This window comes from Sphingomonas eleionomae, assembly GCF_049889035.1.
Taxonomy (GTDB): domain Bacteria; phylum Pseudomonadota; class Alphaproteobacteria; order Sphingomonadales; family Sphingomonadaceae; genus Sphingomonas.
Genome location: NZ_JBLTWP010000003.1, coordinates 146,182 through 170,020, shown reverse-complemented (window position 1 = coordinate 170,020; position 23,839 = coordinate 146,182). Strand labels below are relative to the sequence as shown.

Here is a 23,839-nt window from a genome sequence, read left to right as displayed (position 1 = left end):
TTATGTCATCGCCTCGGCCGCCAGCGCCTCTGCCTCGATCAGCAATTCGTCGTCCACCGATCCCTGCGCCACGCTCTCCCGCCCGATCAGGACGATGACCGGCACGGCCAGCGGGCTGATCCGGTCCAGCTCGACGTGCAGCATCGTGCCCGCCGCCCGGTCGAGCAGGTCGGCCAGCCGCCCGACATCCGTCATCCGCGCCCGCGCATCCGCCCATGCCGCCTGCAGCAGCAGGTGCCCCGGCTCGTACCGGCGCAGCACGTCGTAGATCAGGTCGGTGGAAAACGTCACCTGCCGCCCGGTCTTGCGCTTGCCCGGCAATTGCCGCTCGACCAGCCCGCCGATCACCGCGACTTCGCGGAACGCGCGCTTCAGCAGCGAGGATCCCTGCACCCAGTCGACAAACTCCTCCTCCAGGATGTCGCGCGAAAACAGCGCCGCCGGGTCCGTGATCGGCTCCAGCCCATAGCACGCCAGCGCATAGTCGTTGGACACGAACCCCAGCGGCTTCAGCCCCTGTGCCTCCATCCGCCGGGTGATCAGCATCCCCAGCGACTGATGCGCGTTCCACCCTTCAAAGCTATAGGCGACCATGTAATGCCGCCCCTCGCGCGGAAAGGTTTCGACCAGCAATTCGCCCGGTTCCGGCAGGCGCGAGCGCCGCTGCTGCATCTCCAGCCATTCGCGCACATCGGCGGGAAAGCGCGCCCATTCCTCCGGCTCGTGCAGGAAATGGCGGACCCGGTTGGCGAGGTTCGTGGACAGCGGCATCCGCGCGCCGACATAGGTGGGGATGCGCGCCGGCCGGCTGGTCGCCCGCACGATCAGCTCGGCGGCGTCCATCCGCTCCACCTCCAGGCTGATGCCCGCAAAGAAGAACGTGTCGCCTGGGCTGAGCGACGCGGCGAAATACTCCTCCACCGTGCCCAGCTTGCGCCCGTTCTTGAACCGCACGTCCAGCACGGGGGCATCGACGATGATCCCGGCATTCAACCGGTGCTGCGCCACGAACTGCGGATGGCTGACCCGCCACAGGCCGTCCCTGTCCCCCAGGGACTTGTCAAGGATCAGCCGCTTGAACCGGTCGTAGGCGCGCAGGGAATAGCCGCCATCGGCGATGAACCCCAGCACCCGGTCGAACGTCGCTGCATCCAGCCCGGAGTATGGCAGCGCCGACTGCACCTCGCGCAGCATGGCCGCAGCATCGAACGGCGCGGCGCACGCGCACGCCATCAGGTGCTGGGCCAGCACGTCCAGCCCGCCGGGGCGAAAGATATCAGGGTCCAGCTCGCCGTCGCGCACCGCGTCCAGCGCCGCGCGCGCTTCCAGATATTCGAACCGGTTGCCCGGCACCAGCACCGCCTCGCTCGGCTCGTCCAGCCGGTGATTGGCCCGCCCGATCCGCTGGAGCAGGCGCGATGAACCCTTGGGCGCGCCCATCTGAATGACGCAATCGACATTGCCCCAATCCACGCCCAGGTCCAGGCTGGCCGTGGCGACCAGCGCGCGCAGTTCGCCGCGCGCCATCGCCTCCTCCACCCGGCGCCGCGCCTCGATCGACAGGCTGCCGTGATGCACCCCGATTGGCAGCTTCAGCTCGTTGACCTTCCACAACTCCTGAAAGATCAGCTCGGCCAGACCGCGAGTGTTGCAGAACACGATACTCGTCTCGTGCGTCTCGATCTCCGCCATCACCTGCGGCGCGGCATATCGCCCCGAATGGCCGGACCAGGGCACGCGCCCCTCGGGCAACAGGATGGCGATATCCGGCTCCGCCCCCTCGACCCCGGCGACCAGATCGACCGCATCGATATCGCCATCCGGGGCCAGCCAGGCGCGATACCCGTCCGGATCGGCGACCGTGGCGGACAGCGCCACCCGCCGCGCTGCGGGCGCGATCGCCTGCAATCGGCTCATCGCCAGCGACAACAGGTCACCCCGCTTGCCGGTGGCGAACGCATGAACCTCATCGACGATAATGGTCTTCAGGCCCGCCAGCAATTCGAAACTGTCGGGATAGCTGATCAGCAAACTCAGCGATTCCGGCGTGGTCAGCAATATCTGCGGCGGCCGCGCCCGCTGCCGCGCCTTGCGGTCGCTGGGCGTATCGCCGGTCCGCGTCTCCACCCGGATCGGCAGGGCCATGTCCTCGATCGGCGCCAGCAGATTGCGCCGCACATCCACCGCCAGCGCCTTTAGCGGGCTGATATACAGGGTATGCAGCCCCTCGGCGGGCGCACGGATCAGGTCGTCCAGCACCGGCAGAAACCCGGCCATGGTCTTGCCCGCCCCCGTCGGCGCGACCAGCAGCGCGTGCCGCCCCGCCCGCGCCGATGCCAGCATCCGCAACTGATGGTCCCGCACCCCCCATCCCCGCGATGCGAACCAGTCGGTCAGGATGGGGGAAAGGTCGCTCACCCGCCCCATATGGGGCACACCCCCCGCCTGCGCCTAGCCCCCCGCGCTCACCCGTGCGGGCTGTAAGAAGAAGCCCTCACCCTTCCGGCGCTGACGCGCCTCCCTCCCTCTCCCGCATGCGGGAGAGGGAAGGGGCCCGCCGCGAAGCGGCGGGAAGGGTGAGGGTGTTCTTCCTTCCACCCTTCCCCCGCCCAGCGTCCCGCACCCTCCCTCGTCCTGAGCCTGTCGAAGGACGTTGCCCAATTGCTGGCTGCGGGCACAATATTTCGACAGGCTCAGCATGAGCGAACCTGGCCCCAACCAGAAACCCCGCTCGTCCTGAGCCTGTCGAAGGACGCATCCCTTCCCCCACCCGTCCCCCCGCCCCATATCCCGCGCATGGCAAGGCTCGGCGACTGGATAGACCCGCGACCGGAGGGGATTTACGTCCCCGCCGCCGATGCGTGGATTGACCCCAGCCAGCCGAAATCCCGCGCGCTCGTCACGCACGGCCATGCCGATCATGCGCGCGGCGGGCATGGCGCGGTCTGGGCGACGCCCGAAACCCTCGCCATTATGGGTGTGCGCTATGGCGAACAATCGGGCCATCCCGTCGGCTATGGCGACACCGTGCGGCTGGGGGAGGTGGATATCCGCTTCGTCCCCGCCGGCCATGTCCTCGGCTCGGCCCAGATCGTGCTGGAGCATCGGGGCGAGCGCGTCGTCGTCACCGGCGACTATAAACGCCGTCCCGATCCCACCTGCGCGCCCTTCGAAGTCGTCCCCTGCGACGTGTTCGTGACAGAGGCGACGTTCGGCCTGCCCGTCTTCGTTCATCCCGACACCCCGTCAGAGGTCGCCAAGCTGATCGCCGCCGTCCGCGCCGATCCGACGCGCTGCGTGCTGGTCGGCGCCTATGCGCTGGGCAAGGCGCAGCGGGTGATCCGCGAACTGCGCGATGCGGGGTTCGACGATCCGCTGTATCTGCACGGCGCGCTGCAGCGATTGTGCGACCTGTATGTCGCGCACGGCGTCGACCTTGGTGAACTGCGCCCGGCCAGCGATGCGAGCAAGGCCGATCTTGCCGGCCGCATCGTGCTTGCTCCGCCCTCGGCGCTCAACGACCGCTGGTCCCGCCGCCTGCCCGATCCGCTGACCGCCATGGCATCGGGCTGGATGCGGGTGCGCCAGCGCGCGCGCCAGCGCAACGTGGAACTTCCGATCATCCTGTCCGATCATGCCGACTGGGACGAACTCACCACCACCATCCGCGATGTCGCCCCGCGAGAAGTCTGGGTCACGCACGGGCGGGAGGATGCCCTCGTCCACTGGTGCCAGACGCATCAGATCAAGGCCCGCGCCCTCGATCTCGTCGGCTTCGAGGATGAGGATGACTGACCTGCAGCCGGAAGTGACCTAGCGGACGCATACACCCCCTTGCCCCGCGCGCCACAATCGGCCAGCTTCGCGCCCATCCCGAAACCCCGATGCAAAAAGGGCTGCCTGATGTCGCGCAAGCTGTTGCCGCTCCTGATGATTTCCGCCGCTCCGCTGATGCTGGCCGCTGCGCCCGCCGAACCGGCCGCCCAGGCGACGGCCCAGGCAGAGGATGCGCGCCTGACCGCCTTCCTCGACGCCGCGTTCGACAAGGGCGTGGCGCTCAGCCCGGAAACGCAGACCGCGCTCGGCCTCAAGACCAATTACGACAAGCTCGACGATTACACCCCCGCCGATGGCGAAAAGCGGATGAAGCTGGCCGAAGAAACGCTGGCCGCGATGCGCGCCCAGTTCGACCCGGCAAAGCTGTCGCCGCAGGGCCGCCTGTCCTATCGCCTGTATGAAAAGTCGGTCGAAAATCAGCGGCGGCAATATCAGTTCCGCGACTATGGTTTTCCGGTCAGCACCAATGGCTCGCCCGCGGGCCAGATCCCGGTGTTCCTGATCAACAACCACCGCATCGACACCGCCGCTGACGCCCGCGCCTATATCGCCCGCATTGCGGAGACCGATCGCGTGATGCGCGAGGTTGCGGCCGAAATGCGGGATCAGGCGGCAAAGGGCATCGTGCCGCCGCAGATGGTGTTCGCCCCCGCCCGCGCCGATGCGCAAAAGGTGCTGGTCGGCGCGCCCTTCGCCAGCGGAGAGGACAGCACCGTGCTGGCCGATTTCCGCAAGAAGGTGACGGCACTGTCCATCCCTCAGGGGGAAAAGGACAAGCTGATCGCCGATGCGTCCGCCGCACTGACCGGCCCGTTCAAGCGCGGTTTCGACACGCTGTTCGCGGTGCTCGACGAAATCGAGCCCAAGGCGACCGGCAATAACGGCGCGTGGAGCCTGCCCAACGGCGCGGCCTATTATGACGCGCGCCTGTCCGCCTACACCACCACTGACCTGACGGCGGATCAGATCCACCAGATCGGCCTCGATCAGGTCGCCGCGATCCGCAAGGAGATGGAGGCGATCAAGACCCGCGTCGGCTTTACCGGCGATCTCAAGGCGTTTTTCGAATATATCCGCACCGATCCCAAGTTCCGCTATTCGAACGATCAGGCCGGCCGTGACCAGTATCTGGCCGACGCCCGCGCCGTCATCGCGCGGATGATGGCCAAGGCGCCGGAATATTTCCGCACCCTGCCCAAGGCGGCGCTGGAGGTGCGTGCGGTGGAAAAATGGCGCGAGGGGACGGCCTCGACCGCCTTTTACAACCGCCCTGCCCCGGACGGTTCGCGCCCCGGCATCTATTACGTCAACCTGGTCGACATGACCCAGACGCAGAAGATCCAGATGGAGGGGATTTCCGTCCATGAAGGCGCGCCGGGCCATCACTTCCAGATCGCCCGGCAGCAGGAGCTTGCCGGCCTGCCCCGTTTCCGCCTGTTCGGCGGCTATTCCGCCTATTCCGAAGGCTGGGGCCTCTACACCGAACGGCTGGGCAAGGAGATGGGCGGCTATACCGACCCCTATTCCGAATTCGGGATGCTCTCGCTTCAGATGTGGCGCGCCATCCGCCTGGTCACTGACACGGGCCTTCATTCCAAACGCTGGACCCGCGAACAGGCGGTTCAATATTTCCTCGACAACAGCTCCATCTCAAAGGGCGATGTCGAGCGCGAGGTGAACCGCTACATCAACAATCCGGGTCAGGCGACCAGCTACATGATCGGCCAGCTCAAGATCGCCGAGCTGCGCAAGAAAGCGGAAACCCAGCTCGGCCCCAAATTCGACATCCGGGACTTCCATGAAGTGATCCTGTCCGGCGGCGCCGTGCCGCTGGATGTGCTGGAAGAACAGGTGAACGCATGGATCGCATCGGCAAAGGCGTAACGATAGCGGGCGCCATCGGGGCGGCGCTGGCGCTGGCATCAGCCACCCCTGCCGCCGCGCAGGGGCAGCAGGCAGCGGCGCTCGACCGCTGCCTGTCGGCAAAAACGACGCGGGCGGATCGCACCGCCATGGTCCGCTGGACCTTCGCCGTCGCCTCGCTCAGCCCCGATCTTGCCGATCTGGCGCAGGTGACGCCCGCCCGGCGCGAGGCCGCGACCCAGGCGGCAGCGGTCGTGTTCAACCGGCTCGCCTTCACCGATTGCAAGGCGGAAATGACCGCCGCCGTCCGCACCGGCGGTCAGGCCGCGCTGCAACAGGGCTTTTCCCGCATCGCCCAGCTTGCGCTGCAGGAACGCCTGTCCGACCCCCAGGTCGCCGGCGGCCTGATGGCCCTCGTCGCCCGCCTCGACCTCGGCGCGCTCGCCGCGATGATGCTGGAGGCCGGCCAGAACCCCTTCGCAGGCATGGGGAACTAGGGCGGACACGGGGACGCGAGCGGCCCCCTTCAACTCACCACGCGCAGTTGCGGCATCCGTGCGCCGGGCACGCTGGTCGGCTCGCCATACAGGAACCCCTGCGCCTGTGGGCAGCCTTCCTCCATCACCATCCGGCGCTGCGCCTCGGTCTCCACGCCTTCCGCCACGACGGGCAGATTGAGGCTGCGGCCCAGGCCGACGATCGCCCGCACGATCGACCGCGCGGCATCGTCGTCGGTGACGCTGGACACGAAACTCCGGTCGATCTTGATCTTGTCGAACGGAAAGCTCTGCAGGTTGCTCAGCGACGAATAGCCGGTGCCGAAATCGTCCATCGCGATCCGCACGCCCATCGCCTTGATCTCGTGCAGCGTGGCCAGCGTCGTCGCCCGGTTGCGCAGCAGCGCGCTTTCCGTCACCTCCAGCTCCAGCCGCTTGGGGTCCAGCCCGGCCTGGAACACGGCATCGCGCACCACCCCGGCCAGGTTGGCCAGCTGAAACTGCACGGGCGACACATTGACCGCGATGGTCAGGTCCTGTTCCCAGGTCGCGGCCTGTCGGCACGCCTCGCGCAGCACCCATTCGCCGATCGGCACGATCGCGCCGATTTCCTCGGCCACGGGGATAAAGGTTTCGGGCGGCACCTCGCCGCGTTCGGGGTGGTCCCACCGGATCAGCGCCTCATACCCCATCACCAGCCCGCGCGTGGTCGATACCAGCGGCTGGAACGCCAGCCGGAACTGATGCTGCACCATCGCCTGGCGCAGGTCGTGCTCAAGCTGGCGGCGCTCGCGCACCATCTTGTCCATCTCGCCGTTGAAAAAGCACACGCGTCCGCGCCCGCCCTCCTTGGCGTGGTACAGCGCGACATCGGCATTGTTGCGCAGGCTTTCGGCCGCGTCGCCGTCGCCGGGGAACATCGCCACGCCGATGCTGACCCCCACCGCCATCGGATCGCGCGCCGGGTCCATGTCGGACGCAAACCGTTTCAGCACCCGGCGGGCCAGCACATGGGCATCCGCCTCGCGCTCGGTATCGGCCTGCAGCATCACGAATTCGTCGCCGCCGATCCGCGCGATCAGGTCGCCGTCGCGCGCACAATCGCGCAGGATCGCCGCCACCCGGCGCAGCACCTCGTCCCCTGCCGCATGGCCGAACACGTCGTTCACCGCCTTGAACCGGTCCAGGTCCAGCGCCAGCAGCGCAAAGCCGCCCTCGCCCCGCGCGATCCGTTCGTCCAGCACCCGCTCCAGATGCGCGCGGTTGGGCAGTCCGGTCAGCGAATCATGCGATGCCATATGCTCGATCTGACGCTGCGACCGCTTGCGCTCGGTCAGGTCGCGTACCGCGAACACCTGGCACGGCCGCCCGCGATATTCGATGCCGTGCACCGCGATTTCCAGCACCTCGTCGGGGTGCTGCGCGGTCAGCGCCCGCCCCTCGAAACTGGCCGCGCGTTCGGCGGTGATCGGATGGCCGTCCGCCGCCTCCAGCCAGTGGTCGGGCGCGGTGCCGATCATCGCCCGCGGGCTGTCGCCCATCATCTGGGCCAGCCTGCGGTTCACCTCGACGATCCGCCCGCGCGACACGATGGCCAGCCCCTCCAGGCTCGCCTCGGTCAGGCCATGCATGTCGGTCAGCAACCGGTCGACCAGCGCACCGGCCAGGACCATCAGGATCAGGCCCAGCGTCGCCGCCACGATGGCGGGGACCAGCCATGCGACATCCTGCGGCGCGACGATGTGTCCCCTTGCCGGGTCATGGGACATGACGGTCGCCGACATGGCGGTGAAATGCAGCGCGACGACGGCCAGGATCGCGCCCGCCGCCGGCACTGTGATCCGCCACCAGCCTCTCATCCGGGCAAAGGCGATGAAGGATGCGGAAAACGCCGCCGTCCCGACCAGGGCGGCCACCGCGATCGGCACGGGGTCATAGGCGATGCGGACCGGTGCAATGATCGCCGCCATGCCGGTAAAGTGCATCGCCGCGACGCCCAGTGTCGCCATCAGTCCGGCCATGAATGACCGCCCGCCGGTCGGCCGTCGGCCCAGTACGCTAAGCGCGGTCCAGAAGAATGCGACGGCAACCCCCACCGACAGCGCGGTGATGCCCACATTATAGCCCACGGGCACGATGCCGCGATAGGCTAGCATGGCGACGAAATGCGTCGCCCAGATGCCGACCCCCGCTGCCAGTGCGGCAACCGCGACCCATTGCCGCCGCCGCCGCTCGACGCATTCCGCCGAACGACGCAGCAACAGGAACAACGTGATGCTGCCGATGATCCAGATGCCCGCCGCAACGGCCACCAGCCGCTGGTCATGCTGTACGCCAATACACTCCAGAACGTTGAACATGGCCGTTCCTCATGATGGTGCGGTCATGATGCAAAAAGCCGGTTAAAGAACCGTTCGACAGCCTATTACGTGAATCGCAGATTGCGTATCGTTGTTCATCCGTCGATTTCCGATCGAACCTTCCCGTGCATTATCCTTTATTTTTAATTCATTATTGCGGCATTTGGTCTGGATCAGGTTGTTCGGGGATGGGGGAACAATCCCCTGTCATTTGCAACGACCGTCATAGCGGCTGGTTATCGCATCAGATGGGCATGGCATCGCGCTGGTTGCGGCGCTATGCTACCGTGCAATGTCGATTGCGCTCGCCATCTTTCTGTCCGCGCTTGCCATGACGGTCATTGTCGGGCTGCGCTATCTGGCCGCGTCCGGCGGATTTGCGCTGGCGACGCGGCTCAAATTTCCCGGTCTTTACGCCGGCCTCGACAAACAGATCGTCAAGGAAATCAAATGGTCGCTGGCCTCGGCCGCCATATACGGCGTGCCGGCGGGCATCGTCGCCTGGGGCTGGCAAAATCGCGGCTGGACGCGGATTTACACGGACGTGGCCGATTACCCGCTCTGGTATCTGCCGGTCAGCGTGCTTGCCTATCTGTTCGCGCACGACACCTGGTTCTACTGGACCCATCGCTGGATGCACCAGCCGAAATGGTTCCGCATCGCCCATGCCGTCCATCATCAAAGCCGCCCGCCAACTGCCTGGGCCGCAATGGCTTTTCATCCCGTTGAGGCGCTGACCGGGGCCATCGTGATTCCGGCACTGGTCTTCGCAATTCCGATCCATGTCGGCGCGCTGGCGCTTGTGCTGTCGATCATGACCGTTATGGGCGTCACCAATCACATGGGCTGGGAGGTTTTCCCCCGGTTCATCTGGGATGGGCCATTGGGGAAGTGGCTGATCACGGCTTCACATCACCAGCGGCATCATGAACGATATGGTTGCAATTACGGATTATACTTCAGGTTCTGGGACCGGCTCTGTGGCACGGATCACGGCCTGGGTGAGTTCAAACAGCGGACACCGCGTCGGGGGATGGCGGCGTCTGGGAATGATGGGGGCGCAATTGGGACGGGAATGGGCTGAAGCCGGATTTGGACACCGGCTGGCACGCCGCGCGGGGGCGGCGCTGATTTTGGTCAGCCTCTTGCCCGGCGCATCGCCCGTGGGCCGTCTGGACGTGGAAATCGGCAAGCTCCGCTCGGAAAAGGGGATGCTGCGCCTGTGCCTGACCGCCGATCCTGACAATTTTCCCGGCTGCCTTGATGACAAGAATGCGGTGACGCGCAGCGTCGCGGCCTCCGAACGCTCGGTGCGGTTCGACGGCCTGTCGGGCGGCCGCTATGCGCTGTCGGTCATCCACGATGAAAACGGCAATGCGAAACTGGATACCTTTGCCGGCATCCCGCGCGAAGGGTTCGGCTTTTCGCGCAATCCCGCCATCCGGTTCGGCCCGCCGCGCTTTTCCTCGGCTCAGTTCGAACTGGCGACGGGCACCCGCAACGAACAGGATATCCGCATCCGTTACATGTTCTGACGCGTCGCGCGGAACCATGGTGCAGTGCGGGGCGTTACGCGCCTGAAACCGTTGGAGTCTTTTCCCGTCATGAAGGTCGCCCTGTCCGGTGCGCTGTGCGCGCTGATCCTGTCCGCTGCCCCCGCTCTTGCTCAGGAAGGCGGCGCGGGCGGATCCGACCTCGATCCGAATCGCGACACCCTGTCGATCGGTACGGGCATCATCACCGTCCCCAGCTATGAAGGGTCGGACGAAAACATCGTCATCCCCGAATTCGTGCTGCGGGGTCAGGTGTCGCGATTCTCGTTCTTCTCGCGCGGACCGATGCTGTTCGTCGACGCCATCCGGGATCAGGGCAATCCGAACGGTATCGATATCGGCGCCGGGCCGACGCTCGGCCTGCGGCTTGACCGCACCACGCTGATCAAGGATCCGCAGGTCGAGGCGCTGGGCAAGCTCAAGACCGCGGTGGAACTCGGCGGATGGGTCGGCGTCACGAAAACGGGCGTCATCACGTCGGATTATGACATCCTTTCCGCCCGCGTCTCGGTCGCCACCGATGTCGCCGGCTCGCATGGCAGCTACATCGTTACCCCGACCATCGAATATGGCACGCCATTGTCGACCAAGAACTTTGTCGGCATCTCCGTCCTCGCCGATTATGTGGGCAAGGGCTATGGCGACTATTATTTCGACATCAGCCAGGCGGGTGCCGCCGCCAGCGGCCTGTCCCCCTACAGCCAGTCGGGTTCGGGCTGGAAACGCTGGGGCGTCAACGCGCTTGCCGTCCAGTCGCTGACCGGCGACCTGACTGGAGGGCTCAGCCTGGTCGGCGTGGTCGGCCGCTATCAGATGCTGGGCGATTTCAAACGCTCGCCCATCGTTGCAGAGGCGGGCAAGGCGGATCAGTGGATCGCCGGCCTCGGCCTCACCTATACCTTCTGATCCCGGCTTGCTAATCGGGCGGCATGGCCCGTCGCCCGACCAGCATCCGCACGCCCCTCCGCGCCTTCCAGTCGATGCGGGAGGAGGATTGCGCCGACGGGTTTCAGGCGGATTTGCGCTATCTTGAGGGCCGCGACCTCGACCTGTCGGTGCGATTGGGCGCCATGCTCGCCTTCAACGCGCTGATGATCACCATCGGCACCCATCCGGTCAGCGCCTCGCCCGGCGCACCGCTCAGCCTGGATGCGGCCAGCCAGCCGGTCGAAACCATCGTCTCGCTGATCGGCATCCTGCCGCTCGTCATCTCCAGCGTCTTTGTCCTGCGCGCGGTCCTGATCGGCGAGGAAGTGGACGGCGACGGGCTGGAGGGAGAGGCGCTGCGACAGCGGATGCTCGCCGCCTATGTCCGCTCGATCGACGGCCAGACGCTGCTCCTTGGCCGCGCCGTCCGCTGGACCGTGGCGGGCGGGGCGACCACGCTGCTCGTCTGGGCGTGGATCCTGGCCGACAAGATCCTGCGCTGACCCCTTACGCCGCCGCCATCGCTCTGCTACAAGCCATGCCATCCCCGGGGGAGCGCTGATGCGCGCTTGAGAGGATGGCGGGCACCCATGAAAGTATTACTTTCATGGGACCCAAAGCAGCCATCGACCCGCTGAACCTGATCCGGCTGACACCGGCGTAGGGAGCGGAGCGCTTGATCCCTCAGGCCATCCCTCCCCCGCCAGAGGAGAGACACGATGGCTGATATTCCCGCCCGCACCGAACTGCGCGTCACGACAGGCCCTATTCGCGGCAGCCGAAAGGTGCATGTCGGCCCCCTAAACGTCGCGATGCGCGAGATCGACCTTGAGCCGTCCTCCGGCGAGCCGCCGCTGCGCGTCTATGACACCTCCGGCCCCTATACCGATCCCGCCGCCACCATCGACATCATGGCCGGCCTGCCCGAACTGCGCCGCGACTGGATCCGCGCGCGCGGCGATGTGGAGGAGGTCGAACAGCGCGAGGTGCGGCCAGAGGACAACGGCCAGCTCGGCCCGGACCGTTCCGGCGGGGTGCAGCCCTTCCCCAATGTCCGCCGCCGCGTCCTGCGCGCGAAACCGGGCATGAACGTCAGCCAGATGCACTATGCCCGCCGCGGAATCGTCACGCCCGAAATGGAATATGTCGCCACCCGCGAAAATCTGGGCCGGGAACGCCTGCGCGAATATCTGCGCGACGGCGAAAGCTTCGGCGCCGCCATCCCCGACTATGTGACGCCGGAGTTTGTCCGGGACGAGGTCGCCCGCGGCCGCGCGATCATCCCCAACAACATCAACCACCCCGAAACCGAACCGATGGCGATCGGCCGCAATTTCCTGGTCAAGATCAACGCCAATATCGGCAACTCCGCCGTCGCGTCCGACGTGGCACAGGAAGTGGACAAGATGGTCTGGGCCACCCGCTGGGGCGCGGACACGATCATGGACCTGTCCACGGGCCGCAACATCCACGACACCCGCGAATGGATCCTGCGCAACTCGCCCGTGCCGATCGGCACTGTCCCCATCTATCAGGCGCTGGAAAAGGTCGGCGGCATTGCCGAGGAACTGACCTGGGAAATCTTCCGCGACACCCTGATCGAACAGGCGCAACAGGGCGTGGATTACTTCACCATCCATGCCGGCGTCCGCCTGGCCTATATCCCGATGGCGGCAAAGCGCGTGACCGGCATCGTGTCGCGCGGCGGCTCGATCATGGCGAAATGGTGCCTGGCGCATCACAAGGAAAGCTTCCTCTACGAGCATTTCGACGAGATCACGGAAATCATGAAGGCGTATGACATCGCCTATTCCCTCGGCGACGGCCTTCGCCCCGGAAGCATCGCGGATGCGAATGACGAGGCGCAGTTCAGCGAGCTCTACACGCTCGGCGAACTCACCCATCGCGCGTGGAAAAGCGATGTTCAGGTGATGATCGAAGGGCCGGGCCACGTCCCCATGCACAAGATCAAGGAGAATATGGACAAGCAGCTGGAGGTGTGCGGCGAAGCGCCCTTCTACACCCTTGGCCCGCTCACCACCGATATCGCGCCCGGTTACGATCACATCACCAGCGGCATCGGCGCGGCAATGATCGGATGGTACGGCACGGCGATGCTCTGCTACGTCACGCCCAAGGAGCATCTGGGCCTGCCCGACCGCGACGATGTGAAGGTCGGCGTCGTCACCTACAAGCTCGCCGCCCACGCCGCCGACCTCGCCAAGGGGCACCCCGCGGCGCAGATGCGCGACAACGCCCTGTCAAAAGCGCGGTTCGAATTCCGCTGGCGCGATCAGTTCAACCTGTCGCTCGATCCCGAAACGGCGGAACAGTATCACGATCAGACGCTGCCCGCCGAAGGCGCCAAGACCGCCCATTTCTGCTCCATGTGCGGGCCGAAATTCTGCTCCATGCAGATCAGTCAGGAAGTGCGCGACTTCGCATCGAAACAGAACCAGAGCGTCGAAGGCTTCATCGCCACCGGCCCCACCGGCGCGGAAACCGCCGCCGCCAGCAAGGCCGCAGCCCTTGCCGGCATGGCCGAAATGAGCCGCAAGTATGAGGAAATGGGCCGGGAACTCTACCTCGGCAGCGGCGGGCGCGAACACGATTGATCCATCGGCAACGGAACCGGCGCCAGCCATGACCACCGGCATCGCCACCGCCAGCCTGGCACTGGCCGATCTAGTCCGCGCGGCGGTGCCCCGTGCGGACGTCCGCATCGGCCCGCCCGCCGCCGCCACCGGCAATGACCTGTCGGTTGCCCTCTGGCTTTACCGGGTGGATCCGGACGCGAACGCCCGCAACGTGCGTCGGGTCGGTCCGGCCGATCCGACGCAGCCCGGCCTGTTCCTGACCGCGCACTATCTGTTGAGCGTGACCGGCCCGGATCAGGCAGATGCGCACCACGCGCTCGGTGCCCTGGCGCTGGCGATCAACGACCACCCCGTCCTCGCCACTGGCGAAGGGGATGCGTGCATCGCCGCCGCCCCGCCGCTTGCGATCGAGCCTTTGCCCATTGAAACGGTCACCGCGCTCTGGTCGACGCTCGGGCCGGTTCCGCTGCACCCCTGGCTCGCCTTGTCCGTCGGTGGCATCCGGCTCCATGCGCCGCAAGGCGCAGCGCCGCCGCTCCCCATCGTCCGCGATTGACTTGGCCGACGACCTGACGCCTCATCCCGCTGCAACCGCAGCACAAGGGGGGGCTCATGCCGCAGTTCACGGTCAATCCGAACCGCTTCGATCCGTACAAGGGCTTCAAGTTCCGCGTGAAATGGGACGGGCGCGTCGTCGCCGGCATCTCGAAAATCAGCGCGCTGCGCCGAATCACCGAAGTGGTCGAGCACCGCGAGGGCGGCGATCCGTCCCGCCCCCGCCGCTCGCCCGGCATCACCCGGTACGAACCCGTCACCATCGAACGCGGCGTCACCCATGATACGGAGTTCGAGGCATGGGCCAATCGCGTCCACCGGCTCGATACCGGCACGGGCGACGAAATGGCGCTGGCCGACTTCCGCAAGGATATCGTCATCGAACTGATGAACGAAGCGGGCCAGGTCGCCACCGCCTATCGCCTCTATCGCTGCTGGCCCTCGGAATACACCGCCATGCCCGACCTCGACGCCAACGGAAACGCCGTCGCCATCCAGACCCTGGTCCTCCAGAACGAAGGCTGGGAACGCGACCTCGATGTAGCCGAACCAACGGAGCCGAAGGGGTAGGACGGCGGGTGAACCACGGGTGGGGGACGGCCGCTTCTTTCGGTGACCGTCAAGTCGGCAAAAGCTTCATCGCCACCGGCCCCACTGGCACAGAAACCGCCGCCGCCAACAAAGCCGCAGCCGTGGCCGGCATGGCCGAAATGAGCCGCAAGTACGAGGAAATGGGGCGGGAGCTGTATCTGGGTGTTGGGGACAGGGAGCGGGATTGAGGCAAATGATGGTCGAACCCGGTCTCATTATAGATCAGGATTAACTCCATGACTGGCTAATGCTTCTCTGACAAGTTTGACGAAATCTATAGCGTCATTAAAATAGTTCCGATAGGCGCTGCGTACTTGGCTGGGGTTGTCAGCTCGAACGTAAACGGCGTTTAAGCTATCAGGGTCGCTTTCGAGTTGGGAAGCTTTCTCGATTGCGTCAGCTGGACTTGAAAACGTGAAAATTTCTAACCCTAAATCGCCTCTATCGTCCTTATAGACATTTAAGACGTTGTGACGCTTGAATTTGTCGAACCCACCTGAGACTTTTAGCGCGTGTAATCGCTGTAAAATCCCGAGACTTCTTTCAAGATTACTAAATTCTTTGCAAAGAGCATCCGTCTCCAAATCGACCATAGCATTAGCTATACCCTCGTGGAATCTAGCCAATATTTCGCTAGCTAGCGCAAAAAAACGGACGCGTTCACTGTCATTCAAGTCGAATTTTGTTTTTTGTCCGTCTACGATATCAGAAATCTCTAGCGCGGTTGCCCATGCATGCTGGACACGTGTCCTGTACTGAACTTCAACCAACAAACCTTGCCACGGCTCGGAATCCTTTCGACCGCGCCTGTGAGCGCGGGGGTGATGAGCATAGACGTCGTGGATTCCCCTGTATCCGCTCGACTTGGGGTGATGTATATAATCGTACTTCGACGGATCGTGTCGAAGCTTATGCGCAACGTGCTCCATCGACTTACTGGAATGTACGTAATCGCGGAATCGTCTAAGATCCTCGAGTGTGTCGAAGATTAAGCGACATCCGGCAAAGTCCTGCATGCTGGTGACGTCGGACATCAGTGGCCGACCATCTGGGTGTCGGCGCGTGATCTTGTCGATGACTGTATGTCGGCGCTTCAAGCGCTGAGCAAACTCTATGCTTGAATTGATCTTTTGAATTCGGCGTTTGAAGAATATTTGGAAGGTGTTGATGACGTAGCCGTGCGAAGCGCGCCATTGATCGACTAGCGCCTTATCATCCTCTGTACCTTTTCCATCGCCAATAGCCTTTCCAGCGCGATTGACCTCACGCTTTGATTTCGGTGGCGGCGGGTAAGTAGACATGTATGGCATAAAGACTCGGTAGCTAGTCTATGGCATTTTCTCAACGATGATACTGATACCCCGCCACCTGCAGTGTCTGATCCTTCCCGCTCCCTGCGGCCACGCGATACACCAGCCGATGTTCCTTATTGATTCGCTGTGAAGGAATTCCGGGGACAGTATACCTAATTGCTTGAGGGATTTGCAGCTTCGCTGCCTGCTTACGCCGAGCGCCCCACCTCAATCACTCTTCAGCCCCCGTCCCATATCCCGCGCACCGTGCAGGAAGCGCACAATCTCCACCGTCTCGCCGACAATGGCATACAGAACCAGATACCGGCCAACGACGATGCTGCGCGCGCCCTCGGCGATATCGGGGCGCATCGGCCCGCGTTCCGGAAAGTCGCTAAGGGCCAGCGCCGCGGTCACCAGCCGCCGGACGTGTCGCTCCGCCGCCGCGGGATCATCCCGCGCGATCCAGTCGTAAATCTCGTCCAGATCGCGATCCGCCTGCGGCCGGATCGTGACACGCATCATGCCTCGGATGACGGATTCAGCCGTGACCGGCCGCGCTCAACTACCTGATCCGCCCAATCGTCGGATACCGTTTGCGGCTCGCCGCTCGCCATCCCCTCATGCCAGGCCGCCGCCAATCGCGCTCGTTCACGCTCGCGGATCGCTTCTTCCGCCTCATCCCGCCGGATCAGGTCGCGCACATAATCGCTGGTGCTGCTGTATCGTCCCTCAGCGACGCGCCGTTCGGCCCAGCCTTTCAGCTTTTCGGGAAGCGAGATGTTCATCTGTGCCATGCAAATCGTATACGATTTTGCGCTAGAATTGCCAAGGCGGCGCGTTCATTTCCAAAGCCAGCGCGCCGGGCCACCGCCAACCCACTGCTTGCCATCCTTTGGCGCATCCCACGGGTTGACCTCCGCCCAACGGCGCTCCGGTAACAGAGCCTCTCCATCGTCACCGGCCAATGCCTGCTTGGCCGCCTGACGAAAGCGCCGTGCCGCCTTGGCCTTCCACGGTTCATCGCTCTTGGCGCAGGTGAAACCGATGATCGGCGTTTTCTTGCGGCTCCGGCTCATGGTCGGCATCTCGTTCAGCGTTGCCCATCGACGGCCCGGCCAACCAAGGTATCAGAATCCGCCCTGACCTTCCGCTCGGGCAAGAGGGTTGGCGCACCAAAGCCCCGCCCCCTGTCCTACACACCCCGTCCCATGCCACACGCCCCGCATGACCCAGCATCGCACCGACACCCAGCCCGCCCCTCGGGCCGCGCCGATGATGGCTGTCCTTCGCCGCACCCACACTCTACGGCCCCTGTTCGTCGCTTCTGTGTCACCCGGACGGCGCATCAATGTCGCGGTATCGTCCGGATCGGTTCCCTCGGTGTCGCGGGTCCGTCGCCCACGTGTGGCTCGACTGGAGCATGGATGTCGCCTGCCTGTCGCGTCTGCGCCGCCTTGTGGGTGCTTTGCCGCCGCATCGCTGGCGCCTTCCCCCCGAACCCCTCCTGTTCTGTCAAAACTGTCAGGCACAGCTGCGCTCTTCCCTCGCTTCGCTGGCCGCGATAGGTCTATGGCCGTGACCCTGCCCTCCTTCCTCATCATCGACGATTTCCTCGCCAATCCGGACGATGCGCGCGCGGCTGCGCTGCGGCTTGGCTATGATCCGGCGGGAAAGGACGGGAATTATCCCGGCCTCTTGTCCGACCGGGCGCTTGCCATTCCGGGGCTGGACGACACGGTGGGGCGCACGATCGGCGCGCCCGTCCGGCCTGCGCCGGGGACCAGCCACGGGCATTGCCGCCTGACGCTGCGCGGGGATCGCGGGCTGTCGGGCGTCCATGTCGATCCGTGCTTCTATTCCGGCATCCTCTATCTCAGCCGGGATCAGGATTGCCGGGGCGGCACCGATTTCTTTCGCCACCGCCGCACGGGGCTGGACCGGGTGCCGCCGACACTGGACGGGGTGGTGCGCGCTGGCTTTGCCCATCCCGACGATCTGGTGGAACGCGTGGTCAATGCCGACACGCTGAAACCGGCAAAGTGGGAAAAGACGTTCACCGCGCCCATGCGCTACAACCGGCTGATCCTGTTCTCGCCCTGGATGTTCCACAACAGCGCGCCCGGCTTTGGCGACCGAGCGGATAATGGCCGGCTGGTGATGCTGATGTTCTTCGCCGCGGGATAGGAAGGACTTTGCTGAAGCGGCACCGGCCCACTCCCCCACCCGGCCACCCAACGGCAGTATCTTATGGGTGGCCGGGTGGGGGAGCGGGCCGGCGCCGCACCTGTTTCAGCCTGGCTGAAACAGCTCTCAACCGGCCCTTAATCCACCCAGTCCAGCCCGATGTCCCGGTACAGGCTGCGGTCCTCCTCCCACCGGGGGTTCACCTTGACATGCAGGTACAGGTGAACGCGAACGCCCATGATCCGCTCCAGCTCGGCCCGGGCGCGCGCGCCGATCTCCTTGATCCGCTGCCCGCCCTTGCCCAGCACGATGGCGCGCTGCGTGTCGCGGGCGACAAAGATCTGCTGGTGGATTTCGACCGATCCGTCCTCGCGCTCCGAATATTTCTCGGTCTCGATGGCGCTGGCATAGGGCAGTTCGGCGTGCAGTTGCAGGTACAGCTGCTCGCGCGTCACCTCGGCGGCCAGCATCCGGTCGGTGGCATCCGACACCTGGTCCTCGGGGAAATGCCACGGCCCCTCGGGCATCCGGGCGGCCAGCGCGGCCTTCATCTCGGCCACCCCGTCGCCGCTGGTGGCGGAAACAAAGAACGTCTCGTCGAACGCCAGCCGCTCGTTCAGCCGCTGGGCATGGGTCAGCAATCGCGGCTTGTCGGCAATGTCGACCTTGTTCAGGACCAGGATCTTTGGCTCCGGCCGCGCGGCGATGCCGTCCACGATCTCCATGACCCGTTCGGGCAGGCCGCCCTTGGCATCGACGACCAGCGCGATGGCGTCCGCCCCCTCGGCCCCGCCCCATGCCGCGGCGACCATCGCCCGGTCCAGCCGGCGTTCGGGGGCAAAGATGCCGGGCGTGTCGACCAGGATCAGCTGCGTCGATCCTTCGATGGCGATGCCCATCAACCGGGCGCGCGTCGTCTGCGCCTTGGGGCTGACAATGGCGACCTTCTGGCCGACCAGCGCGTTGACCAGCGTCGATTTGCCCGCATTGGGCGCACCCAGCACGGCCACCAGGCCGCATTTCTGTTCAGATTCCATCGATATCCATCATTCTTGTTCCAGCTCGGCCAACAGCGCAGCAGCAGCGGCCGTTTCCGCCTCCTGCTTGCTCGTCCCCTCGCCCGTCGCTTCGGCCAGTTTGCCGATGGTCACCCGGACGATGAACCGCGGCGCGTGCTGCGGCCCGCTGCGCTCGACCAGGCTGTATTCCGGCGGCCGCCGCTGATGCGCCGCCGCCCATTCCTGCAACGCCGACTTGGGATGGCGCGGCGCCTTGACCTGCGTTTCGATCCGGTCGGCCCATGCGGCCCGGACAAACGCCGCCGCCGCATCGAACCCGCGTGCCAGATACAGCGCCCCGATCAGCGCCTCCATCACGTCGCCCAGCACATTGTCGCTCTGCGCCGCGCCATCGTCGCGCGCCTGCTTGCCCAGCCTCAGATGCGGCACGACGCCCAGCCCGCGCGCCACATCGGCACAGACAGCGCCCGTGACCAGCGCATTGAACCGCCGCGACAATGCCCCCTCCGGCTCGGCGGGAAAGCGTTCATACAGCCACGTCGCCATCGCCAGCCCCAGCACCCGGTCGCCCAGAAACTCCAGCCGTTCGTAATTCGCCGCCGCCTGGCTGCCATGGGTCAGCGCCCGCTCGAAATCGGCCAGCCTGTCCGCAACGCCAAAGGTTTCGGCAATCCATTCCGCCGCGCTTGCCACGGTCTAGAACCCCTCGCCGATCCGCTCGAAGCGGGCGGCGCTGAACCAGGTCCATGGCTTGATCCACTCCGCCGACCCGTCGGTGGACCAGAAGGTGACGGCCGCCCGCCCCTCGAGGTTTTCCAGCGGCACGAACCCGATCCCGCTGGCAAACCGGCTGTCCATCGAATCATCGCGGTTGTCCCCCATCAGGAACACGTGACCCGCGGGCACGGTGTAAACGGGCGTATCGTCGGCGGCGGGGGCATAGCCCTGATCCAGCACGCGATAGCTGCGTCCGCCGGGCAGGGTTTCCTGAAACTGCGGATATCGGCAGAATTGCCGCCCTGTCGCATCGCTGTCTAGCATCGGCGCGGCACACGGACTGTTCGGGCTGACCGGCACGGTGAAATCGGCGATCCGGTCCTTTGGCACCGCCCGTCCGTTCAGGATCAGGGTGCCGCCCCGCATCTGGATGGTATCGCCGGGCAGGCCGATGACCCGCTTGATCCAGTCATCCTTGGCCAGCGGCGGTGCCTTGAACACCACCACATCGCCCCGCTCCGGCATGGTCGCCAGGACGCGCCCGGAAATCAGCGGCACGCCATAGGGCAGTGAATAGCGGGAATAGCCATAGTTCCATTTGGTGATGAACAGGTAATCGCCGACCAGCAGCCGCGGCAGCATCGATCCCGACGGAATGCTGAACGGCGAAAACAGGAAACTGCGCACGATCACGACCAGCACGATCAGCTTGATCAGGAACAACAGCGTATCGACCAGTTCGGAACGCTTGCCCGCCCGGACGGCGGCGGATCGGGATGCGTGCGGCATGGCCCTCCATCGCGGGCGGGCGGCGGTGCGTCAAGCCGCCTTTCCGGTGGAAAGCCGCGCAAGCCGACGCTAAGGCGCGCTCGGACAATGGAAGGGACCGACATGACCGATTCCGCTTGGGCCGCCGTCGACGCGCTTTCGCCGCGTCCGCTGGCCGATCTGTTCGCCGCCGATCCGGCGCGCGTCGACCATCTCAGCCTCGGGGTCGCCGGCCTCCATTTCGACTGGTCCAAAACGCATCTGGACGATGCCGCCCTGTCCGCCTTTGCCGCGCTTGCCGACGCCGCCGGCCTGGCGGCGGCGCGCGATGCGCTGTTCAGCGGCGCGGTCGTCAACGTGACGGAAGGGCGCGCCGTCGAACACACCGCCGAACGCGGCGAAGGCAATCCCGACAGCGTGGCACGCGCACGCGGGTTCCAATCCCGGATGCGCGCGCTGATCGACGCGATCGAGGCAGAGGCGCTCGGCCCCGTCCGCCACATCCTGCACATCGGCATTGGCGGTTCGGCCCTTGGCCCGGACCTGATCGTCGATGCGCTTGGCCGCGATGCCGGTCGCTATGACGTTGCCATCGTGTCCAATGTCGACGGCCTTGCGCTGGAAGAGGCGGTGAAGCGGTTCGATCCCGCCGCCACGCTGATCCTGGTCGCGTCAAAGACGTTCACCACCACCGAAACCCTGCTCAACGCCGAAAGCGCGCTTGGCTGGATGACGGAGGGCGGGGTCGCCGATCCCTATGGCCGGGTCATCGCGCTGACCGCCGCGCCGGACAAGGCGGTTGCCTGGGGCGTCGATGAAACCCGCATCCTGCCCTTTTCGGAAAGCGTGGGGGGCCGCTATTCGCTGTGGTCGTCGCTCGGCTTTCCTGCCGCGCTCGGCCTTGGCTGGACCGCGTTCGAGGAACTGCTGGAGGGCGCGGCCGAGATGGACCGCCATTTCCGCCTCAGCCCGGTGGAACGCAACGCCCCCGTCCTCGCCGCCATTGCCGACCTTTACTATACACAGGTCAAGGGCTGCGCGACCCGCGCGGTCTTTGCCTATGACGAACGGCTCCGCCTGCTGCCCAGCTATCTTCAGCAGCTTGAGATGGAATCGAATGGCAAGGGCGTGACGGCGGACGGCACGCCCGTCACCCGCGCCACTGCGCCCATCACTTGGGGCGGGGTCGGCACCGATGCCCAGCACGCGGTGTTCCAGTTGCTGCATCAGGGCACGCATATCGTGCCCGTCGAATTCATCGCGGTCATCGAACCGGGCGACACGCTGGCAGAGGCGCATCATCGCCAGCTGCTGCTCAACTGCTTTGCCCAAGGGGCCGCGCTGATGGCAGGCCGGGCCAATGCCGATGCCGCGCGTGCCTATCCCGGCGACCGGCCGTCCTCGACCATCCTGCTGGATACGCTCGACCCGCGCACGCTGGGCGCGCTCATCGCGTTTTACGAACACCGCACCTTCGTCAACGCCGTGCTGCTCGGCATCAACGCGTTCGACCAGTTCGGGGTGGAGCTGGGCAAGGAAATGGCCAAGGCCGCCGATGCGGGCGACCTTGATTTCGACGCCAGCACCAACGCCCTGATTGCCCGCGCGCTGGGCTGACGGGTAGCGGACGGGCACCGGGCACCCTAAGTGCCGGGCGTTATCCACCGGGGACAATCCATGGCATTCGACTACGACCTTTTCGTCATCGGCGCGGGCTCGGGCGGCGTACGGGCGGCCCGCGTTGCCGGCGCCTATGGCGCGCGCGTCGCGATTGCCGAGGAATATCGCGTCGGCGGCACCTGCGTCATCCGGGGCTGCGTGCCCAAAAAGCTGCTCGTTTACGGCGCGCATTTTGCCGAGGATTTGCGCGATGCCCGCGAATTTGGCTGGGACGTGCCAAAGGACGTGGCCTTTGACTGGCAACGGCTGACCGCGAACGTGTTCAAGGAGGTTGACCGGATCAACGGCGCCTACACGACCACGCTGGAAAGCAACAAGGTGACGGTGATCGGCGAACGCGCCACCGTGTCCGGCCCCAATGAAGTGACGCTCGCCTCGGGCCGCACGATTACGGCGGAACGCATCCTGATCGCGGTCGGCGCGCGCCCGCACGTGCCCGATTGCCCGGGCGCCGAACATGGCATCACCTCGAACGAGGCGTTTCATCTGCCCGCCGTGCCCCGCCGCATCCTGATCGCCGGTGCTGGCTATATCGCCAATGAATTTGCCGGCATCTTCAACGAATTCGGGGCGGAGGTCACGCTAATGAACCGCTCCGACATGATCCTGCGCGGCTATGACGAACAGATCCGCGACCGGCTCTTGCAGATCAGCATGATGAAGGGGATCCAGTTCCGCTTCAACGCCAGCTTCCGGGGGATCGAGAAACTGGCCGACGGCACCCTGCGCGTCAGCATGAGCGGCCATCCCGATATCGACGTCGATTGCGTCATGTTCGCCACGGGCCGCGTCCCCAATTCGGCCGGGCTGGGGCTGGAAGGCGTCGGCATCACCCTCGCCGAAAACGGGGCGATTCCGGTGGATGCGGACAATCGCACGGCCTGTCCCAGCATCTTTGCGGTGGGCGATGTGACGGACCGCGTTCAGCTGACCCCCGTCGCGATCCGCGAGGGTCAGGCATTTGCCGACAGCTTTTACGGCAACAAGCCCACCCGCGTGGATTATGACTGTATCCCCAGCGCGGTATTCAGCCATCCGCCCATTGCCGGGGTCGGCCTGACCGAAAGCCAGGCCAAGATGAAATATGGCACGGTCAAGGTCTATGCCAGCGACTTCCGCGCCATGAAGAATGTGCTGGCCGGCCGCAACGAACGCGCGCTGTACAAGATGATCTGCGAGGCGGAGAGCGGCCGCATCCTCGGCATCCACATCATCGGCCCGGATGCCCCCGAAATCCTTCAGGCCGCGGCCGTCGCAGTCAAGGCGGGGCTGACCAAGGCGGATTTCGACGCAACCGTCGCCATCCACCCGACGATGGCCGAGGAACTGGTGCTGATGCGCTGAACGGGCACCACGCCCCCACCTTCGCTCGTCCAGAGCCTGTCGAAGGACGCTG

The 23,839-nt window shown here is 65.3% G+C and carries 24 protein-coding genes; 14 read left to right on the top strand and 10 right to left on the bottom strand.

Features of this window, described 5'->3' with window-relative positions; translation table 11 throughout:
* The gene (locus tag ACNI3Q_RS09000) at positions 1–2,427 is read right to left on the bottom strand and encodes a ligase-associated DNA damage response DEXH box helicase (protein WP_426276668.1); all 2,427 of its coding nucleotides are present in this window, start codon (positions 2,425–2,427) and stop codon (positions 1–3) included.
* Positions 2,428–2,796: 369 nt separating this feature from the next.
* On the opposite strand from ACNI3Q_RS09000, the gene ACNI3Q_RS08995 reads away from it, so the two are divergent.
* The 3 genes from ACNI3Q_RS08995 to ACNI3Q_RS08985 all read left to right on the top strand — a co-directional run bounded on the left by ACNI3Q_RS08995 (position 2,797) and on the right by ACNI3Q_RS08985 (position 6,197).
* The gene (locus ACNI3Q_RS08995; protein ID WP_426275937.1) at positions 2,797–3,795 is read left to right on the top strand and encodes a ligase-associated DNA damage response exonuclease; all 999 of its coding nucleotides are present in this window, start codon (positions 2,797–2,799) and stop codon (positions 3,793–3,795) included.
* A gap of 108 nt (positions 3,796–3,903) precedes the next feature.
* Complete coding sequence (locus ACNI3Q_RS08990) at positions 3,904–5,721, top strand: DUF885 domain-containing protein (protein WP_426275935.1); 1,818 nt, start codon at positions 3,904–3,906, stop codon at positions 5,719–5,721.
* Entirely contained in the window at positions 5,697–6,197 is a 501-nt protein-coding gene (locus tag ACNI3Q_RS08985; RefSeq protein ID WP_426275933.1) for a hypothetical protein, read from the top strand. Before ACNI3Q_RS08990 ends, ACNI3Q_RS08985 begins: the two co-directional genes overlap by 25 nt.
* A 29-nt stretch (positions 6,198–6,226) precedes the next feature.
* On the opposite strand, the gene ACNI3Q_RS08980 is transcribed toward ACNI3Q_RS08985, so the two are convergent.
* Positions 6,227–8,557, bottom strand: a complete 2,331-nt coding sequence (locus ACNI3Q_RS08980; RefSeq protein ID WP_426275931.1) for a bifunctional diguanylate cyclase/phosphodiesterase — start codon at positions 8,555–8,557, stop codon at positions 6,227–6,229.
* 298 nt (positions 8,558–8,855) lie between these two features.
* On the opposite strand from ACNI3Q_RS08980, the gene ACNI3Q_RS08975 reads away from it, so the two are divergent.
* The 8 genes from ACNI3Q_RS08975 (at position 8,856) to ACNI3Q_RS08940 (ending at position 14,968) form a co-directional block, all read left to right on the top strand.
* Positions 8,856–9,641 (top strand): sterol desaturase family protein, encoded by a 786-nt coding sequence (locus ACNI3Q_RS08975; protein WP_426276666.1) that lies wholly within the window; start codon positions 8,856–8,858, stop codon positions 9,639–9,641.
* A gap of 61 nt (positions 9,642–9,702) precedes the next feature.
* Positions 9,703–10,092 (top strand): DUF2141 domain-containing protein, encoded by a 390-nt coding sequence (locus ACNI3Q_RS08970; RefSeq protein ID WP_426276664.1) that lies wholly within the window; start codon positions 9,703–9,705, stop codon positions 10,090–10,092.
* Positions 10,093–10,161: 69 nt separating this feature from the next.
* Positions 10,162–11,016 (top strand): MipA/OmpV family protein, encoded by an 855-nt coding sequence (locus tag ACNI3Q_RS08965; RefSeq protein WP_426275929.1) that lies wholly within the window; start codon positions 10,162–10,164, stop codon positions 11,014–11,016.
* 23 nt (positions 11,017–11,039) lie between these two features.
* A complete protein-coding gene (locus ACNI3Q_RS08960; RefSeq protein ID WP_426275927.1) occupies positions 11,040–11,540 on the top strand; it encodes a hypothetical protein in 501 nt (166 codons plus the stop codon).
* Positions 11,541–11,756: 216 nt separating this feature from the next.
* Positions 11,757–13,652 (top strand): phosphomethylpyrimidine synthase ThiC, encoded by a 1,896-nt coding sequence (thiC, locus tag ACNI3Q_RS08955; protein ID WP_426275925.1) that lies wholly within the window; start codon positions 11,757–11,759, stop codon positions 13,650–13,652.
* A gap of 28 nt (positions 13,653–13,680) precedes the next feature.
* Positions 13,681–14,190, top strand: coding sequence for a Pvc16 family protein (locus ACNI3Q_RS08950; protein WP_426275923.1), 510 nt, complete (start codon positions 13,681–13,683; stop codon positions 14,188–14,190).
* A 56-nt stretch (positions 14,191–14,246) separates the two neighbouring features.
* A complete protein-coding gene (locus ACNI3Q_RS08945; RefSeq protein WP_426275921.1) occupies positions 14,247–14,759 on the top strand; it encodes a phage tail protein in 513 nt (170 codons plus the stop codon).
* Positions 14,760–14,767: 8 nt separating this feature from the next.
* Positions 14,768–14,968: a hypothetical protein gene (locus ACNI3Q_RS08940; protein WP_426275919.1), complete on the top strand. Its 201-nt coding sequence runs from the start codon at positions 14,768–14,770 to the stop codon at positions 14,966–14,968.
* A 27-nt stretch (positions 14,969–14,995) separates the two neighbouring features.
* Here ACNI3Q_RS08940 and ACNI3Q_RS08935 read toward each other — a convergent pair whose 3' ends face one another.
* From ACNI3Q_RS08935 to ACNI3Q_RS08915, 5 genes are read right to left on the bottom strand one after another with little or no spacing between them, the layout of a single operon-like run.
* Positions 14,996–16,090, bottom strand: a complete 1,095-nt coding sequence (locus ACNI3Q_RS08935; protein ID WP_426275917.1) for a RelA/SpoT domain-containing protein — start codon at positions 16,088–16,090, stop codon at positions 14,996–14,998.
* Positions 16,091–16,121: 31 nt separating this feature from the next.
* Positions 16,122–16,304 carry a type II toxin-antitoxin system YoeB family toxin gene (locus ACNI3Q_RS08930; RefSeq protein WP_426275915.1) on the bottom strand — a complete coding sequence of 61 codons (183 nt, stop codon included), beginning with the start codon at positions 16,302–16,304 and terminating at the stop codon, positions 16,122–16,124.
* Positions 16,301–16,594 (bottom strand): type II toxin-antitoxin system RelE/ParE family toxin, encoded by a 294-nt coding sequence (locus ACNI3Q_RS08925; protein WP_426275913.1) that lies wholly within the window; start codon positions 16,592–16,594, stop codon positions 16,301–16,303. Before ACNI3Q_RS08925 ends, ACNI3Q_RS08930 begins: the two co-directional genes overlap by 4 nt.
* On the bottom strand, positions 16,594–16,869 hold the full coding sequence (locus ACNI3Q_RS08920) for a type II toxin-antitoxin system ParD family antitoxin (protein WP_426275911.1): 276 nt from the start codon (positions 16,867–16,869) through the stop codon (positions 16,594–16,596). Before ACNI3Q_RS08920 ends, ACNI3Q_RS08925 begins: the two co-directional genes overlap by 1 nt.
* 45 nt (positions 16,870–16,914) lie before the next feature.
* The gene (locus ACNI3Q_RS08915) at positions 16,915–17,151 is read right to left on the bottom strand and encodes a hypothetical protein (protein WP_426275909.1); all 237 of its coding nucleotides are present in this window, start codon (positions 17,149–17,151) and stop codon (positions 16,915–16,917) included.
* Between the two features lie 493 nt (positions 17,152–17,644).
* Between ACNI3Q_RS08915 and ACNI3Q_RS08910 the strand changes: the two genes are divergently transcribed.
* Entirely contained in the window at positions 17,645–18,259 is a 615-nt protein-coding gene (locus ACNI3Q_RS08910) for a DUF6445 family protein (protein WP_426275907.1), read from the top strand.
* 137 nt (positions 18,260–18,396) lie between these two features.
* On the opposite strand, the gene era is transcribed toward ACNI3Q_RS08910, so the two are convergent.
* Genes era through lepB form a run of 3 tightly spaced genes read right to left on the bottom strand, consistent with a single transcriptional unit; the run spans position 18,397 to position 20,784 of the window.
* Positions 18,397–19,296, bottom strand: coding sequence for a GTPase Era (gene era / locus ACNI3Q_RS08905; protein ID WP_426275906.1), 900 nt, complete (start codon positions 19,294–19,296; stop codon positions 18,397–18,399).
* A gap of 9 nt (positions 19,297–19,305) precedes the next feature.
* Positions 19,306–19,971, bottom strand: a complete 666-nt coding sequence (gene rnc, locus ACNI3Q_RS08900) for a ribonuclease III (protein ID WP_426275904.1) — start codon at positions 19,969–19,971, stop codon at positions 19,306–19,308.
* Between the two features lie 3 nt (positions 19,972–19,974).
* Positions 19,975–20,784: a signal peptidase I gene (gene lepB, locus ACNI3Q_RS08895; RefSeq protein ID WP_426275902.1), complete on the bottom strand. Its 810-nt coding sequence runs from the start codon at positions 20,782–20,784 to the stop codon at positions 19,975–19,977.
* Positions 20,785–20,886: 102 nt separating this feature from the next.
* Between lepB and pgi the strand changes: the two genes are divergently transcribed.
* Positions 20,887–22,380: a glucose-6-phosphate isomerase gene (gene pgi / locus ACNI3Q_RS08890; RefSeq protein WP_426275900.1), complete on the top strand. Its 1,494-nt coding sequence runs from the start codon at positions 20,887–20,889 to the stop codon at positions 22,378–22,380.
* Between the two features lie 60 nt (positions 22,381–22,440).
* Positions 22,441–23,787: a glutathione-disulfide reductase gene (gene gorA / locus ACNI3Q_RS08885; protein WP_426275898.1), complete on the top strand. Its 1,347-nt coding sequence runs from the start codon at positions 22,441–22,443 to the stop codon at positions 23,785–23,787.
* Positions 23,788–23,839 lie beyond the last annotated feature (52 nt).

Coding starts and splice junctions, on each gene's coding strand:
- ACNI3Q_RS08985 (WP_426275933.1), top strand. CDS start 5,697: ATGGATCGCATCGGCAAAGGCGTAACGATAGCGGGCGCCATCGGGGCG.
- ACNI3Q_RS08950 (WP_426275923.1), top strand. CDS start 13,681: ATGACCACCGGCATCGCCACCGCCAGCCTGGCACTGGCCGATCTAGTC.
- pgi (WP_426275900.1), top strand. CDS start 20,887: ATGACCGATTCCGCTTGGGCCGCCGTCGACGCGCTTTCGCCGCGTCCG.
- era (WP_426275906.1), bottom strand. CDS start 19,296: ATGGAATCTGAACAGAAATGCGGCCTGGTGGCCGTGCTGGGTGCGCCC.
- ACNI3Q_RS08920 (WP_426275911.1), bottom strand. CDS start 16,869: ATGGCACAGATGAACATCTCGCTTCCCGAAAAGCTGAAAGGCTGGGCC.
- ACNI3Q_RS08965 (WP_426275929.1), top strand. CDS start 10,162: ATGAAGGTCGCCCTGTCCGGTGCGCTGTGCGCGCTGATCCTGTCCGCT.
- ACNI3Q_RS08990 (WP_426275935.1), top strand. CDS start 3,904: ATGTCGCGCAAGCTGTTGCCGCTCCTGATGATTTCCGCCGCTCCGCTG.
- ACNI3Q_RS09000 (WP_426276668.1), bottom strand. CDS start 2,427: ATGGGGCGGGTGAGCGACCTTTCCCCCATCCTGACCGACTGGTTCGCA.
- ACNI3Q_RS08935 (WP_426275917.1), bottom strand. CDS start 16,090: ATGCCATACATGTCTACTTACCCGCCGCCACCGAAATCAAAGCGTGAG.
- lepB (WP_426275902.1), bottom strand. CDS start 20,784: ATGCCGCACGCATCCCGATCCGCCGCCGTCCGGGCGGGCAAGCGTTCC.
- ACNI3Q_RS08925 (WP_426275913.1), bottom strand. CDS start 16,594: ATGCGTGTCACGATCCGGCCGCAGGCGGATCGCGATCTGGACGAGATT.
- ACNI3Q_RS08915 (WP_426275909.1), bottom strand. CDS start 17,151: ATGAGCCGGAGCCGCAAGAAAACGCCGATCATCGGTTTCACCTGCGCC.
- ACNI3Q_RS08960 (WP_426275927.1), top strand. CDS start 11,040: ATGGCCCGTCGCCCGACCAGCATCCGCACGCCCCTCCGCGCCTTCCAG.
- gorA (WP_426275898.1), top strand. CDS start 22,441: ATGGCATTCGACTACGACCTTTTCGTCATCGGCGCGGGCTCGGGCGGC.
- thiC (WP_426275925.1), top strand. CDS start 11,757: ATGGCTGATATTCCCGCCCGCACCGAACTGCGCGTCACGACAGGCCCT.
- ACNI3Q_RS08945 (WP_426275921.1), top strand. CDS start 14,247: ATGCCGCAGTTCACGGTCAATCCGAACCGCTTCGATCCGTACAAGGGC.
- ACNI3Q_RS08995 (WP_426275937.1), top strand. CDS start 2,797: ATGGCAAGGCTCGGCGACTGGATAGACCCGCGACCGGAGGGGATTTAC.
- ACNI3Q_RS08980 (WP_426275931.1), bottom strand. CDS start 8,557: ATGTTCAACGTTCTGGAGTGTATTGGCGTACAGCATGACCAGCGGCTG.
- ACNI3Q_RS08910 (WP_426275907.1), top strand. CDS start 17,645: ATGGCCGTGACCCTGCCCTCCTTCCTCATCATCGACGATTTCCTCGCC.